13 protein-coding genes are annotated in these 14,635 nt (G+C 59.5%); 4 read left to right on the forward strand and 9 right to left on the reverse strand.

Annotated features, from left to right (window positions below):
* The first annotated feature begins 43 nt into the window (after positions 1-43).
* Positions 44-331: an HU family DNA-binding protein gene (locus ACR0DB_RS16860; RefSeq protein ID WP_039533371.1), complete on the forward strand. Its 288-nt coding sequence runs from the start codon at positions 44-46 to the stop codon at positions 329-331.
* A 60-nt stretch (positions 332-391) separates the two neighbouring features.
* Here the strand turns inward: ACR0DB_RS16860 and ACR0DB_RS16865 are convergent, their stop codons facing one another.
* Complete coding sequence (locus ACR0DB_RS16865; RefSeq protein ID WP_170355542.1) at positions 392-625, reverse strand: hypothetical protein; 234 nt, start codon at positions 623-625, stop codon at positions 392-394.
* Between the two features lie 194 nt (positions 626-819).
* Here ACR0DB_RS16865 and ACR0DB_RS16870 point away from each other — a divergent pair, with 194 nt between their 5' ends.
* The gene (locus tag ACR0DB_RS16870; protein WP_170771522.1) at positions 820-1,707 is read left to right on the forward strand and encodes a DMT family transporter; all 888 of its coding nucleotides are present in this window, start codon (positions 820-822) and stop codon (positions 1,705-1,707) included.
* Here ACR0DB_RS16870 and ACR0DB_RS16875 read toward each other — a convergent pair.
* Positions 1,683-2,204 carry a glutathione peroxidase gene (locus ACR0DB_RS16875; RefSeq protein WP_170771520.1) on the reverse strand — a complete coding sequence of 174 codons (522 nt, stop codon included), beginning with the start codon at positions 2,202-2,204 and terminating at the stop codon, positions 1,683-1,685. The genes ACR0DB_RS16870 and ACR0DB_RS16875 overlap by 25 nt on opposite strands.
* Before the next feature lie 140 nt (positions 2,205-2,344).
* On the opposite strand from ACR0DB_RS16875, the gene msrB reads away from it, so the two are divergent.
* Both msrB and msrA read left to right on the forward strand, forming a co-directional pair.
* Complete coding sequence (gene msrB, locus ACR0DB_RS16880; RefSeq protein ID WP_170786053.1) at positions 2,345-2,794, forward strand: peptide-methionine (R)-S-oxide reductase MsrB; 450 nt, start codon at positions 2,345-2,347, stop codon at positions 2,792-2,794.
* On the forward strand, positions 2,791-3,300 hold the full coding sequence (gene msrA / locus ACR0DB_RS16885; protein WP_480552169.1) for a peptide-methionine (S)-S-oxide reductase MsrA: 510 nt from the start codon (positions 2,791-2,793) through the stop codon (positions 3,298-3,300). Before msrB ends, msrA begins: the two co-directional genes overlap by 4 nt.
* A gap of 4 nt (positions 3,301-3,304) precedes the next feature.
* Here the strand turns inward: msrA and ACR0DB_RS16890 are convergent, their stop codons facing one another.
* The 7 genes from ACR0DB_RS16890 to ACR0DB_RS16920 form a co-directional block, all read right to left on the reverse strand.
* A complete protein-coding gene (locus tag ACR0DB_RS16890) occupies positions 3,305-5,308 on the reverse strand; it encodes a hydantoinase/oxoprolinase family protein (protein ID WP_480552170.1) in 2,004 nt (667 codons plus the stop codon).
* A gap of 71 nt (positions 5,309-5,379) precedes the next feature.
* Positions 5,380-6,417 carry a tRNA epoxyqueuosine(34) reductase QueG gene (gene queG, locus ACR0DB_RS16895; protein WP_480552171.1) on the reverse strand — a complete coding sequence of 346 codons (1,038 nt, stop codon included), beginning with the start codon at positions 6,415-6,417 and terminating at the stop codon, positions 5,380-5,382.
* Between the two features lie 71 nt (positions 6,418-6,488).
* A complete protein-coding gene (gene fzlA, locus ACR0DB_RS16900; protein WP_480552172.1) occupies positions 6,489-7,154 on the reverse strand; it encodes an FtsZ-binding protein FzlA in 666 nt (221 codons plus the stop codon).
* 58 nt (positions 7,155-7,212) lie between these two features.
* Positions 7,213-7,947 (reverse strand): monofunctional biosynthetic peptidoglycan transglycosylase, encoded by a 735-nt coding sequence (mtgA, locus tag ACR0DB_RS16905; protein WP_170790274.1) that lies wholly within the window; start codon positions 7,945-7,947, stop codon positions 7,213-7,215.
* A gap of 116 nt (positions 7,948-8,063) precedes the next feature.
* The gene (gene gltB / locus ACR0DB_RS16910) at positions 8,064-12,596 is read right to left on the reverse strand and encodes a glutamate synthase large subunit (RefSeq protein ID WP_480552173.1); all 4,533 of its coding nucleotides are present in this window, start codon (positions 12,594-12,596) and stop codon (positions 8,064-8,066) included.
* On the reverse strand, positions 12,593-13,027 hold the full coding sequence (locus ACR0DB_RS16915; protein ID WP_170771505.1) for a GFA family protein: 435 nt from the start codon (positions 13,025-13,027) through the stop codon (positions 12,593-12,595). Before ACR0DB_RS16915 ends, gltB begins: the two co-directional genes overlap by 4 nt.
* Before the next feature lie 23 nt (positions 13,028-13,050).
* Positions 13,051-14,484 (reverse strand): NAD(P)-dependent oxidoreductase, encoded by a 1,434-nt coding sequence (locus ACR0DB_RS16920; RefSeq protein WP_480552174.1) that lies wholly within the window; start codon positions 14,482-14,484, stop codon positions 13,051-13,053.
* Positions 14,485-14,635: the final 151 nt, after the last annotated feature.

Consider the following 14,635-nt stretch of genomic DNA (forward strand, 5'->3'; position numbering starts at 1 on the left):
GCGGTGAGGCCCAAGACATCGGGCACGTTAAGGAGACCAAGAAATGGCAAAGCCTATGACAAAGACTCAGCTGGTTGCTGCTCTCGCTGAGGAAATGGGGACTGACAAAAAAGCCGCGAACGCCGCGCTGGAGGCCATGACCGGCCTGATCACACGCGAAGTTTCGGCCGGCGGCGCAGTGACCCTGCCCGGCGTTGGCAAAATCTACTGCCGCGAACGCCCCGAGCGCATGGTGCGCAACCCCGCCACCGGCGAGCAGTTCAAGAAAGAGGCCGACAAGGTGGTTAAAATGACCATTGCGAAGGCACTGAAGGACAGCGTCAACGGCTGATCTCAGCTGTCGCAAACATACGATCAAGGGCCGCCGTTTGGGGGCCCTTTTTCTTGGGGATCAGTGCAAACTTAATAGCACTTCCAGATCACGACGGCTGAGCCGGTTCATCAAGGCCCGATCGTCTGCAGACAGTTTTGCTTCCTTACGAATATACGTTTCAAGGTACGTCGCGATCTCACTGGTCGGGCGATAGTACAGATCAGGCGAAGATTGACTGAGTTCATCCACAAGCCGAAACAGCAGCTTTTTCTGCCGCTCCGAATCCAGGTCTTTTCGCTTCTCTTGCAACATAACGGGCTTCGCCTTTGTTGTGGTCACTTATGATCTAGCGGGCCGAAAAGTAACTCCAACTCCGGTAAGAATTAAATTGTGCGCCCCGCGTGTAGTGCCCTTATGAGATTCCTAGTTACTACGGCCAGACGGTACATCTTGCGACCCTTACTGATTTAAGGAACAGTGCGCGAAACCAAAAAAGGGGATGGGCGATGGATCTGCGCGCCATGGCGATGGGGCTGACATTTGCACTGATCTGGTCGTCGGCCTTTACTTCGGCGCGGATCATCGTGATGGACGCATCACCGCTGTTTTCGCTGGCATTGCGCTTTTTGATTTCCGGGTTGATCGGCGTCGCCATTGCGCGCGCAATGGGGCAAAGTTGGCGGCTGACGCCGCAACAATGGTACGCAACCATCCTGTTCGGCATCTGCCAGAATGCCCTGTATTTGGGTCTGAATTTCTATGCGATGCAGACGATTGAGGCGTCAGTTGCGGCCATTATCGCCTCGACCATGCCGCTGCTGGTGGCACTGGCAAGCTGGCTCTTTCTGGGTGATCGTCTGCGACCGCTAGGCGTGATTGGCCTGCTCGCCGGGTTTGCTGGCGTCGCTTTGATCATGAGCAGCCGCATCAGCGCGGGCGTTGATATGGTCGGCGTGATGCTCTGCGGTGTTGGGGCCTTGGCGCTGACCTTCGCCACCTTGGCGGTGCGGGGGGCGACCTCAGGCGGGAATTTCATGATGGTCGTGGGGTTGCAGATGCTGGTTGGTTCAGCCGTTCTGTTCGTCGCGGCTCCTCTGTTCGAGGTGATCCATATCCACCTCACCGTTCCGCTGGTGCTGGCTTTCACCTACACAACCCTGTTCCCCGGCTTGTTGGCCACGCTGATATGGTTCCTTCTGCTGGATCGGATCGGGGCGACTCGTGCAGCCACCTTCCATTTCCTCAACCCCGTATTCGGCGTGACCATCGCCGCGATTCTGCTGGGTGAGAAACTGGGCCCGCTGGATGCTGTTGGCGTTTTGATCACCACCGCTGGAATCCTGGCGGTGCAACTGTCGCGACAGCCTGCTCAGGGCAGCAAAGCCTCGACCTGAGACAGCACTTGCCGGGAATCGGGGCGCGTGGTCGCGCCATAGGTCGCTATAACTTCGCCTTCGGGATCCAGAAGGATTTTGTTGAAGTTCCAACTGGGCTCAAATCCTGTCTGCGCCGCAACCTGTTGATAGAAAGGATGCGCTTTTGCGCCTCGAACCGGGGTGATGTCGGTCATCGGCAGGGTCAGGTTATAGTTGAAATCGCAGAATTCCTTGACCTCTTCCGCCGATCCCAATTCCTGATTGAAGGAATCCGACGGTACCGCCAGCACGACCAGTCCGCGCGGACCATAGTCTTCGTGGACTTGCTGCAGCGCGTTGTATTGCCCAGTAAAGCCGCAATGCGAGGCCGTGTTCACCACCAAAACCGGCTGCCCGCGCCAATCCGCGATCGACAGGGTACCGCCGTCGATGGACGGAAACTCTCCGCTCAACGGCGCAGCCTGCACGGTGCGCCCGGTCAGAATCAAAGCGGTCAACAGCAAGATGCGGAACATGGTGAACCCTCCTCTACCCAAGTATACGCGCCAAATCGTCCCCCGGATCAACGCACGAGGGCGCGAGGCGCATGAAACAGGCTTTGATTTCTGCGCCCCAACCCCCAAATAATGGTGCAACTCAACCGACCGGAGGATCCATGACCCAATACACCAAATCCCCCGAGGCCATCGCTGCCCTCTCGCCCGAAGAATACCATGTCACGCAGAACAGCGGGACCGAGCGTCCGGGCACCGGCAAGCTGCTGAACAACAAGGAACCGGGGATTTATGTGGATATCGTCTCGGGCGAGCCGCTGTTCGCTTCGACTCACAAATACGAATCCGGCTGCGGCTGGCCTAGTTTCACCAAGCCCATCGTGCATGAACATGTAGAAGAGTTCCGGGATACCACCCACGGCATGATTCGCACCGAGGTGCGTTCAAAACACGGCGACAGCCATCTGGGCCACGTCTTCCCCGACGGCCCGCGTGAACATGGCGGGCTGCGCTATTGCATCAACTCAGCCTCCTTGCGGTTTGTCCATCGCGATGACATGGAGGCCGAAGGCTATGCCGACTATCTGATCCATGTGGAGGAAATCCAATGACCGAAGAACGCGCTGTCCTAGCAGGAGGTTGTTTCTGGGGAATGCAGGACCTGATCCGCAAGCTACCGGGCGTGTCCCGCACCAACGTCGGCTATACTGGCGGCGATGTCCCCAACGCCACCTATCGCAACCACGGTACCCATGCCGAAGGGATCGAGATTTTCTTTGACCCCACGCAGATCAGCTATCGTGACCTGCTGGAGTTCTTTTTCCAGATCCACGACCCGACCACGGTGAACCGTCAGGGCAATGACCGCGGGATGAGCTATCGCTCGGCCATCTACTATGTGGACGACGCGCAGAAACAGGTGGCGTTGGACACGATTGCGGATGTGAGCGCCAGCGGTTTGTGGCCCGGCAAGGTCGTGACCGAGCTGGAGCCCGTCGGTGATTTCTGGGACGCCGAGCCCGAGCATCAGGACTATCTGGAGCGTATCCCCAACGGCTATACCTGCCATTTCCCGCGCCCCGATTGGGTTCTGCCCAAACGCGACGCGGCAGAATAAGCGATCAGCCGGCGGCAACCCTTGGGCGGCCGCTGGCTTCGACCGTGATCATGGCCTCGACAAAGACCTCCTGCGCCTCGACGCGGGCTGTGCGGATGTCGCGGTCAACGATCACGCGGATATCCTCGGCCCCGGCGTCGCGTACCGCGCCCTCAGCCTCGGATCGCAGTACGGATTCCAGCAGCGACAACGCCGCCTCGGAATCGTTGAAATCCTGCGGTCCGTCCTCAAGATGCACCCGGAACTTGCCCTCGGAAGGCGACGTGACCGTCCCCGCCCGGCGCAAGGTCAGGCGACCGACGACCGCGCCGATGGCATTCGCCACGCCAGTATGTTCGGGCAAGGTCATCTTGCAATGCAAACGCTCCCCGACCGCCGGGTAATAGCTGGGGGCCGAGGCGCCCAACCCGATCACATCCACATTCAGCGCCGCATCCAGCGCCAGCAGGCCCCGATGCCCGGCCAACCCCTTGCAGGTCAGAACATGCCGGGCCAAGTCGGCCGGGGGAATGCCAAAATCCTCGGCTTCTTCGGCAAAAGCAGTCTCTAACAAGGTCAAAGAGGTCTGTTCGGTCAACTGATCCACGATCATCTGCGCCAAAGCCTCGGGCGTTTTCGCCAGCACATCACCCGACCCAACCCGTTTGCGCGACACCAGTTCCAGCGCCTTACGCGCGGCTTCGGCATCCCAGGCGTTCAACCTTCCTAGAACGTGGCTTGCATCCGACGGCGTCACGCCCGAGACCTGAACGATCCCGCGATCCACCAGCCGCGTCAGGGCTCCATTCTCCAGCCGTGTGCGCAACAGGTCGCTTAGCGGCAAAACCTGATCGCCAAGACGGTCCAACAACACCGCTTCCCGTGCACCCAGCCCTTCGGCATGGATACCGGGCACGCGGCGGGCAAACCGCGTGTCATGTTCACCTACCGTGGTCGCGCGCAGTTGTTTGTCCAACTCAGCGTGCACCACATCCGGGGCCTCGGCCGCGATCAGCGACACCGGCAATACCCTGCGCGGGCCAAGGACCACGCCGCCTCCCAGCCCCTCGGTCACCACATGGACCTGACTGTCGCCGCCCAAACCATGGGTGCGCATCGCCACCGCCTCGACCATGGTGCGGAAACCGCCAACCTGCGCACCATTGGGATCAATCGCGGGCTTACCGTCGCGGATCAGCGCAATATCCGTAGTTGTCCCGCCAATATCCGATACCAAGGCATTCTCAGCCCCGGTCAGCCAACTGGCCCCCACGATCGAGGCCGCAGGCCCGCTGAGGATCGTCTCGATCGGGCGTTCCCGCGCCTGCTCGGCGTTCATCAACGCGCCGTCACCGCGTACCACCATCATCGGCGCGGTGATGCCCAGCGCCAGCAACTGATCCTGCGCGCGCCCGATCAGCCGGTCAATCATCCCAATCAGCCGCGCATTTAATACCGCCGTCACCGCCCGTTTCGGCCCATTCAGCTTGGCTGACAGGTGATGCGAACATGTGACCGGAGCCCCCGTCCGCTCGGTAATAATCCGCGCCGCTTCCAACTCATGCGCGGGGTTGCGCGTGGCAAATTGCGCGGCCACAGCAAAGCCGGAAATGCCTTTATGAGTGTCTAAAAAGGCCTCCAACGCGGCCACATCCAACGGCGTTGCTTCGCCCCCCGCATGACTGTGACCCCCAGCAATAACCAAGGCCGGATCACCCTTCAGCGCGTCGCGCAACCCGTGCCGATCTAAATCGCCTTCCTTGAACCCGATATAGACCAGCGCCACACGCCCGCCCTGCCCCTCGACCAGAGCATTGGTGGCCAAAGTGGTCGACAAAGATGCCATGGAGATTTGCTCAGGGCCAACTGCCGCCTGTTCCAACACAGCCGAAATCGCTTTGCCCACGCCGATTGCCAAGTCTGCCCGCGTGGTCAGCGACTTGGCCGAGGCGATAACCTCAGCCTCATCCCGGATCAGCACCGCATCCGTATAGGTTCCGCCCGTATCCACCCCCAAAGCCAGCGTCATCGGGTTCTCCTTTCTGTTCGCTGAATTGGGTGTAGCGGTTTGGACCGACACGTCCAGCCTGTTTGCGTCACTTAAGGCAGTTGTTGCACCGCCCAGCGCGCGGCATCAGCCACGGATGCATCCGGATCTTCCACCAACCCCTGCGCCACCGGCTTCAGCGCGGGCAAACCGGAATTCCCAATCGCATACAGCACGTTGCGCACAAACCGATCCCGCCCGATCCGCTTGATGGGCGAGCCCGAGAACTTGACCCTAAACGCCGCATCATCCAACCCGGCCAATTCAACCAGCGGCGGGGCCACCAAATCATCCCGCGCCGCATAGCGCAGATCGCTGGCCGCGACAGCAAATTTGTTCCACGGACAGGCTGCGAGACAATCATCGCATCCGTAAATCCGATTGCCCAACTTGCCGCGCAGCTCTTCGTCCACCGGCCCGTTATGTTCGATGGTCAGATAGGAAATACACCGCCGCGCATCCAACTTGTACGGCGCAGGAAACGCATCCGTTGGACAGGCATCCAAACAAGCGCGACACGACCCGCAATGATCCACCTCGGCCATATCCGCAGACAGGTCCAATGTGGTGAAAACAGAGCCTATAAAGGTCCAATTTCCCCAATCGCGGCTGACCAGATTGGTGTGCTTCCCCTGCCAACCCAACCCCGCCGCATGGCCCAGGGCCTTCTCAGGCACCGGCGCGGTATCCACGAACACCTTCACCTCGCCGCCACCTTCGGCAATCAACCACCGCGCCAACCGCTTGAGGCGTTTTTTCACCAGATCATGGTAATCCTTGTTTTGCGCATAGACCGAAATCGCACCCCGATCGGGATGGCCCAAAACCTCGGTCGGATCATGTTCAGGCGTATAGCTCTCGGCCAGCATGATCACCGACCGCGCCTCGGGCCACAAAGCCGACGGATCGCCCCGCCAATGGGTCCGTTCGGCCATCCACCCCATCTGTCCGTGATACCCGGAATCCAAAAACGCCTGCAACCGCGCGGGCACTTCCGGCACATCCCACGGCCGACAAATCCGACAGGACACAAACCCCTCACTCAATGCCTGAGCGACCACCTTGTCCTTTAAATCCGATCCGCTCTTCATCTGGCTAAAATATCCTCGGGGGGAATCGCGCCCCGGCGCGATGGGGGGCAGACAGCCCCCCTGCCACCCTATCAGAAATCCAGATCCGCGTAATGCGGCGGAGGCCGAAACCCCGGCACCTGATCCGCCAGTATAGACCGAAACGCAGGCCGAGATTTGATCTTGGCGTACCAATCCTTGACCGCCGCCGACCGGTTCCAATCCACGTCCGAGATATAGTCCAGCGCCGACAAATGCGCCGCGGCCGCGAAATCGGCCAATGTCATCTGGTCGCCCGCCAACCAACGCCGGTGATCTAGCAGCCATGCCATGTAGTCCAAATGATACTTGATGGCCTTGGCGCCCTCTTTGACATTCTTGCTGTCCGGGTATCCCTGGCCGGTCATCTTCTTGTTGACCCGCTCGTACAACAGTTTCGATGTCACCTCGTGATGAAACTTGTCGTCAAACCAGCCGACTAGCCGCCGGACTTCATACCGGGCTTCCGGTGTTTTCGGCATCAAAGCGGGCTCGGGGCGCGTTTCCTCGATGTACTCGCAAATGGCGCTGCTTTCCGCCATGACATGCCCGTCCAATCGCAGGACCGGCACTTTGCCTGCAGGGTTGCGGCGCAGGAAATCCGCGTCCTGTTCCCAGTATTTCTCTTCGGCCAGCTCGACCTCGATCTTCTTTTCCGCCAGTGACAGACGGACCTTGCGGCAGTACGGTGACAGGGGAACGTGAAACAGACGCGCCATGAGCTTCCAATCGAACCAGTGAATACCCCTCAGCTTTAGCCCCGAGTGGGTTCGGTTTTCAATCCTCGAAACAATCCGCGCGACCATCTGCGCGGATGGTGGCCGCCCCGTCCAGAATCGCAGCCGCACGTCTGCGGGTGCGCACCGACGGGTCGGTTACCGACCGATTTCGCGGGGATGGCAGGATCGCCGCAATCCGCGCCGCCTGAACCGAGGACAGTTTGGACGCCGGAACGTTGAAATTACGCTGTGCCGCTGCCTCAACCCCGAATACGCCATTTCCGGTTTCGGCGACGTTCAAATAAACTTCAAGAATACGTTGTTTGCTCCAGAAAATTTCGACGACCGGCGTCATCGAAGTTTCAAGCGCCTTGCGCACCCAGCTGCGCCCTTGCCACAAAAAGACATTCTTCACCACTTGCTGCGTAATCGTCGACGCACCTCGGGCACCACCCCCTTCAATCGCGTCACGAATAGCTTCGACATCAAACCCCCAATGGCGGCAGAAATTGGCGTCCTCAGCCGCTACGACTGACCGCGCCATGATCGGCGAAATCTGTTCGATGGGAACCCAGTCACGCTCGACCTTGCCCAATCTGCGCCATTCGGACCAGATCGTATGGGTCACCGGTGGGTTGACTACCGAATAGAGCCCAATCAGCGCCACTACAAACACCGCAATCGCCAATAGCCCACGCGTGACCCAGCGGCGAATCCGCATCACGACGTTGGGTTTGGCTTTCGACGCCTTCTTTTTCTTACCGCTTGTCTTGCGGACTGCTTTCTTTGCCATGCCACAGCTATACGACGTGTAGGTCTTGTTTGAAATGTCTGTTGTAGAGGTCCATGAATAAGAAAACCCGCGTACCGGAGTGGTACGCGGGTTTTGCAATTTGACTGATTGGCGACTTATTCTGCCGGAACGGCTTCAACCTCATTGGTCAGAGGATGGCTGAGCTTGTTCAGCATCTCTTTCGGGCAGACCTGCAGGAAATTGGCCTTTTCCACATCCCAATGTTGCAGGATATCAGCGGCCTTGCGGCTGAAGGTCTCAGACTGATGAGTTTCGATCAGCGTTTTCAGCTGGTCTTCCCAATGGTCCACCGTAACCGGGCAGGTCACCAGCGTTTCCATGTTCATCAGAGCCTGTGCCTTGCCTTCGGGATCGTACAGGTACGCCATGCCGCCGGTCATGCCCGCGCCAAAGTTGGCACCAATGTCGCCTAGAATCACGGCGACACCGCCGGTCATGTATTCGCACCCGTTCGAGCCACAGCCCTCGATCACCACTTTGGCGCCCGAGTTCCGAACCGCGAACCGTTCGCCTGCGCGGCCTGCTGCGAACAGGTGGCCATCGGTGGCGCCGTACAGAACAGTATTGCCGATGATCGTGTTGTCATCCGCCTTAAGCGGGCTGACCTGCGGTGGGCGCACAACGATCATGCCACCGGAAAGGCCCTTGCCAACATAGTCGTTAGCATCGCCAGACACTTCCAGCTTGAGCCCCGGAGCCGCAAACGCCCCCAGCGACTGACCGGCCGAGCCCTGCAATTTCACATGCAGGTGGTCGTCCTGGAACGTGTTCCGCATCCCGAAATTCTGCACGATATGGCTGGACACCCGCGTACCCACGGTCCGGTGGGTATTCTGGATCGCGTAGGACAGCTGCATCTTCTCGCCGTCTTTCAGGAACCGCGCCGCATCGCGCACGATCTCAGCATCCAGTGTATCGGGCACTGCGTTGCGATCCTTGTCACGGTCATAGACGATATTCTGCGCGCCATCGACGGTAATCAGCAGCGGATTCAGGTCCAGATCGTCCAGATGCGCCGAACCCCGGCTGACCTGCGCCAGCAGATCGGCCCGTCCGATGATCTCATCAATCGAGCGCGCGCCAAGGCTGGCCAGCAGCTCGCGCACTTCCTGCGCGTAGAAGGTGATCAGGTTGACGACCTTGTCGGCATTGCCGGTGAATTTGGCACGCAAGGATTCGTCCTGCGTACACACACCGACCGGGCAGGTGTTCGACTGGCACTGACGCACCATGATACAGCCCATCGCGATCAGGGCGGCGGTGCCGATACCGTATTCCTCGGCCCCCATCATCGCAGCCATCACGATATCGCGCCCGGTGCGCAGCCCGCCATCGGTCCGCAGGGTCACGCGGTCGCGCAGGTTATTCATCGCCAGAACCTGATGCGCCTCAGTGAGGCCCATCTCCCACGGCAGACCGGCGTATTTGATCGACGTCGCGGGCGACGCGCCCGTACCACCATTGTGACCCGAAATAAGGATAATATCCGCTTTCGCCTTGGCCACACCGGCAGCAATCGTGCCAACGCCCGAGGACGCCACCAGCTTGACCGTCACCTTGCAGCGCGGGTTGATCTGTTTCAGGTCATAGATCAGCTGCGCCAGATCCTCGATCGAATAAATATCGTGGTGCGGCGGCGGTGAGATTAGCGTCACGCCTTTGGTCGAATGGCGCAGACGCGCGATCAGGTCGGTGACCTTCATGCCCGGCAGCTGACCACCTTCGCCGGGTTTCGCACCCTGGGCGACCTTGATCTCAAGCTCCTCACACTGGTTCAGGTATTCGGCTGTCACACCAAACCGGCCCGAGGCCACCTGTTTGATCTTGGCAGACGGGTTGTCGCCATTGGGCTCGGGCACGAAATGCGCCGGATCTTCGCCACCTTCACCCGAGTCGGATTTCGCGCCAATCCGGTTCATCGCCACGTTCAACGTCTTATGCGCCTCGGGGCTCAGCGCACCCAGCGACATGCCCGGCGTGACAAAGCGCTTGCGGATCGAGGTGATCGACTCGACCTCTTCAATCGGCACCGGTTTGCCCAGCGGTTTGAAATCCATCAGGTCGCGCAGATGAATTGGCGGGTTCGATTGCATCTTGGCCGAGTATTGCTTCCACAGCTCGTAAGATGCGCGGTTACAGGCCATCTGCATCATGTGCATCGAGGTCGCTTCCCACGCGTGGGTCTCACCCGATTTGCGCGCCTTGTAGAAACCACCGATGGGAAGCACGTCCAGACCGCTGTCCCAGCCCTTGGCATGGATTTCCTCGGCCTTGGTCTGAATACCGGTCACACCGATACCGGAAATCCGGCTAGTCATGCCGGGGAAATACTCCGCCACCATGGCACGGCTAAGGCCCACGGCCTCAAAGTTTAAACCGCCGCGATAAGAGGAGATCACCGAAATGCCCATCTTGGCCATGATCTTCAGCAGACCTTGGTCGATTGCCTCTCGATAGCGTGCGACGTTTTCGGTCAGCGTGCCGTCCAGCAACCCGCGATCAATGCGGTCTGCCAGCGAATCCTCGGCCAGATAAGCGTTCACCACGGTCGCGCCACAACCGATCAGAACCGCAAAGTAATGCGGATCGACACATTCGGCCGAGCGCACGTTCAGCGAACAGAAGGTCCGCAGCCCCTGACGGGTCAGATGCGAGTGCACCGCGCTGGTCGCGAGAATCATCGGCATCGCCACGCGACCTGCGCCCGAACCCATGTCGGACAGCACCAGATGCCCCGCGCCCGAGCGCACGGCCTCTTCTGCCTCGGCTCTAACACGGGTCAAAGCGGCGCTTAACGCGCCCCGACCGGGTTCAAAGCTACAATCTATTTCCGCCAGCGGCGAACCGAGATTTTCTACCAGCTTGTCCCATTGGGTGTTGCCGACAAAGGGGCTGTCCAGCGTGATGATCTCGGTCTGGCTGCTGTCTTCGTCCAGCACGTTTTTCAGGTTGCCGAACCGGGTTTTCAGCGACATGACGCGGTATTCGCGCAGACTGTCGATCGGCGGGTTAGTCACCTGGCTAAAGTTCTGGCGGAAGAAATGGCTGAGCGGGCGGTATTGCTTGGACAAAACCGCCGATGGCGTGTCATCGCCCATCGAGGCCAGGGACTCTTTGCCGTCTTCAGCCATGGGGGCAAGGATTTGCTCCAGCTCTTCAACAGAATAACCGGCTGCGATCTGGCGCTTGCGCAGTTCCTCTCCGCTGAACTTCGCGGTTTCGGTCACGCCTGACAGGCTTTCATTCAGATCGTTGATCTTGCCAACCCATTCGCCAAAGGGCAGGGCACGGGCCAGTTTGTCCTTGATCTGCGTGTCGCGGTACAGCTTGCCACGCTTCATATCCACGGCCAGCATCTGACCCGGACCCAGCGCGCCTTTTTCCGTCACCGATGCCTCATCAATCGGCACCATCCCGGCCTCCGACCCGGCGATAACCAATCCATCACCCGTCACAACGTAGCGCATCGGGCGCAAACCATTCCGGTCGAGCCCGGCGCAGACCCAACGGCCATCTGTCATGGCCAACGCGGCAGGGCCGTCCCATGGCTCCATCACCGAGTTGCAGTAGGAATACATGTCGCGCCATGCCTGCGGCAGCTCAACCGCCTGCTTGGACCAGCTCTCTGGCACCAGCATGGTTTTTGCCATCGGAGCAGACCGGCCTGCACGCACCAGAACCTCGAAAACCGAGTCTAATGCGGCCGAATCCGACGATCCACCTGCGATGATCGGCTTGATATCCTCGGCATAGTCACCAAAGGTCGAGGACGCCATGCGAATCTCATGGCTCTTCATCCAGTTGATGTTGCCTTTCAGCGTGTTGATCTCACCATTGTGCGCCAGCATGCGGAAGGGCTGGGCCAGCCACCACTGCGGGAAAGTATTGGTCGAATAGCGCTGGTGATAAATCGCAAAGGCGGATTCGAAACGCTCGTCAATCAAGTCGGGATAGAAAACCGCTACCTGCTCGGCCAGCATCATTCCTTTATAGATGATCGAACGGCACGACAGCGACGCCAGATACAGGCCGGAAATTCCTGCCGCCAACGCCGCCTTTTCGATCCGGCGACGGATCACGTAGAGCTCGCGCTCAAAAGTGTCTTCGTCCACACCTTTGGAGTTCGAGATCAGGATCTGCTCGATTTCGGGCCGGGTCGCATTGGCCTTTTCACCCAGGCAAGTCACATCGACCGGCACGTGGCGCCAGCCATAGATGTAGTAACCCATGCGCAGCACTTCGGTTTCCACGATGGTCCGGCACTGTTCCTGCGCACCAAAGTCCGTACGGGGCAGAAAGACCTGACCGACTGCGATCAGCTCATCCAGATTGGGTTCGTGGCCGGTACGGCGAATCTGGTCATAGAAGAAGGGTACAGGGATCTGCACATGGATACCCGCGCCATCGCCGGTCTTGCCATCGGCATCCACAGCGCCCCGGTGCCAGATCGCCTTGAGCGCATCAATCCCCGCGTCGACCACCTTGCGCGACGGCTTACCGTCGACAGACACGACAAGGCCTACGCCGCAGGATGAATGTTCTTCCTCCTCGGAATAGAGACCGTTTTCAGCCATCCACTGACGTTTGGCTTCTTCGGCGCGCACCCAATCGGCATCATATTTGGTCATTGGCTGTCTCCTTCTTCCGAGGGGGCGTACATGGCCTCGACCTCGGCTTTGGTCATTTGCTTGCGTTCACCTGCGAACGCGTATCCTTCGGGCTTTTTGTCGAAGTAAAGTTCAAGTTTCAGCGTGTGGCCTGTATCCTGAAACAGGCCTGCCGCGATTTGCGTGTGTCCGTGCATTTCACCTGGAAGCGTGATCCGGTACCACAGCGCCGAGCCGCAGTCAGCGCAGAAGGCGCGCTCGGCCCAATCGGACGAGGTGAAGGTCTTGACCGGCCCAAGCGCGGCGTAGCCTTCTTCGGCCTGAAAAGTAACCAGCATCGAACTTGTCCAGCGTCGGCATTGGTCGCAATGGCACGCGCCCAGCGCATCGCGCGCGGGCGTCGCGGTCACCGTGACCGCGCCACACATGCATTGGCCTTGCAACTCGGGCATTTCGAGGCTCCTGATCGCTGGGTCTATTCGGCTGCGACTGCAGCCTTGGCGTTGAACCGGTCGATGATCGCATCGGCACAATCGCGCCCGTCGCGGATCGCCCACACGACCAAAGAGGCCCCGCGCACGATGTCACCGATGGCATAGACGCCGTCCATCTCGGTCTCGCCGGTCTGGAAGGCGGCCTTGACGGTACCCCAGCGTGTCACCGGCAGGTCGGGCTGGCCGAACAGGCTGGGCAGGTCTTCGGGCTCAAAGCCAAGCGCTTTGATCACCAAATCGGCGTCTTCGACATAGTCCGCGCCTTCGATCACCTCGGGGGCCTGACGGCCGGTTGCGTCGGGCTGGCCCAAGCGCATCTTCTGCACCATCACGCCTGTGACTTCGTCGTCGCCGGTAAAGCCCTTGGGCGCGCTAAGCCACTCAAACACCACACCTTCTTCCTCGGCGTTCTGAGTCTCGCGCTGCGAGCCGGGCATGTTCGCGCGGTCGCGGCGATACAGGCATTTGACCGACGTCGCCCCCTGACGGATCGAGGTTCGCACACAGTCCATAGCGGTGTCGCCGCCGCCGATTACGACAACCTTTTTGCCAGCAGCGTTCAGGCGACCATTGTCGAAGTCTTCAACCGCGTCGCCGAAGCTTTTGCGGTTCGAGGCCGTCAGGAAGTCAATCGCCTTCTCGATCCCGGCCAAACCGCTGCCCGGCATGGACAGGTCGCGCGACTTGTAAACGCCAGTGGCGATGATCACTGCGTCGTGCTTCCCACGAATTTCTTCGAATTTCGTGGCGTCGACGTCGCAATTCAGTTCAAATGTCACGCCACCATCTGCCAGCAGATCGTTGCGACGCTGCACGATGTCCTTTTCCAGTTTGAAACCCGGAATACCATACATCAACAAACCACCGGCGCGGTCATAGCGGTCATAGACCGTTACCTGAATACCGGCGCGGCGCAGCATGTCGGCAGCCGCCAGACCACCAGGACCCGCACCGATGATGCCGACGCTTTCGCTGCGCTCGGTGCCCGGAACAACGGGCTTAACCCAACCTTTGTCCCATGCGGTATCGGTGATGTATTTCTCGATCGTACCAATGGTCACGGTGCCATGGCCGGACTGTTCAATCACGCAATTGCCTTCACACAGACGGTCCTGCGGGCAGATACGGCCACAGATCTCGGGGAAGGTGTTGGTAGCCTGACTGGTCTGATAGGCCTCTTCCAGACGGCCAGTGGCGGTCAGGTGCAACCAGTCGGGGATATTGTTGTGCAACGGGCAATGCGACTGACAATAGGGCACACCACATTGGCTGCAGCGGCTGGCCTGCTCTTCCGCCTTGGCCGAGGCGAATTCGGCGTAAATCTCGTCAAAGTCTTCCTTGCGCGTGTCTGCGGCACGCTTTTCGGGCATGGCGCGATCGACTTGCACAAATTTCAGCATCGGTTGCTTGGCCACGGGTCAGACTCCATGAATTGGCTTGGTCGAGCTTCCATAAAAGATGCAAGATCAGATGAAAAGTCATAAATGCTGACCTATTTAGTAATTTCCAAAACAAAATTTCCAATGATGTCCAAAAACTTTGAAAAAATAGATCCGATTCGGACCT

The organism is Ruegeria sp. AB6, assembly GCF_056542685.1.

What these genes read in the sequence shown, in the direction of transcription:
- queG (WP_480552171.1), bottom strand. Translation starts at nt 6,417, where the DNA reads ATGAAGAGCGGATCGGATTTAAAGGACAAGGTGGTCGCTCAGGCATTG.
- ACR0DB_RS16865 (WP_170355542.1), bottom strand. Translation starts at nt 625, where the DNA reads ATGTTGCAAGAGAAGCGAAAAGACCTGGATTCGGAGCGGCAGAAAAAG.
- ACR0DB_RS16915 (WP_170771505.1), bottom strand. Translation starts at nt 13,027, where the DNA reads ATGCCCGAGTTGCAAGGCCAATGCATGTGTGGCGCGGTCACGGTGACC.
- mtgA (WP_170790274.1), bottom strand. Translation starts at nt 7,947, where the DNA reads ATGGCAAAGAAAGCAGTCCGCAAGACAAGCGGTAAGAAAAAGAAGGCG.
- msrB (WP_170786053.1), top strand. Translation starts at nt 2,345, where the DNA reads ATGACCCAATACACCAAATCCCCCGAGGCCATCGCTGCCCTCTCGCCC.
- ACR0DB_RS16875 (WP_170771520.1), bottom strand. Translation starts at nt 2,204, where the DNA reads ATGTTCCGCATCTTGCTGTTGACCGCTTTGATTCTGACCGGGCGCACC.
- ACR0DB_RS16860 (WP_039533371.1), top strand. Translation starts at nt 44, where the DNA reads ATGGCAAAGCCTATGACAAAGACTCAGCTGGTTGCTGCTCTCGCTGAG.
- ACR0DB_RS16890 (WP_480552170.1), bottom strand. Translation starts at nt 5,308, where the DNA reads ATGACGCTGGCTTTGGGGGTGGATACGGGCGGAACCTATACGGATGCG.
- msrA (WP_480552169.1), top strand. Translation starts at nt 2,791, where the DNA reads ATGACCGAAGAACGCGCTGTCCTAGCAGGAGGTTGTTTCTGGGGAATG.
- fzlA (WP_480552172.1), bottom strand. Translation starts at nt 7,154, where the DNA reads ATGGCGCGTCTGTTTCACGTTCCCCTGTCACCGTACTGCCGCAAGGTC.
- gltB (WP_480552173.1), bottom strand. Translation starts at nt 12,596, where the DNA reads ATGACCAAATATGATGCCGATTGGGTGCGCGCCGAAGAAGCCAAACGT.
- ACR0DB_RS16870 (WP_170771522.1), top strand. Translation starts at nt 820, where the DNA reads ATGGATCTGCGCGCCATGGCGATGGGGCTGACATTTGCACTGATCTGG.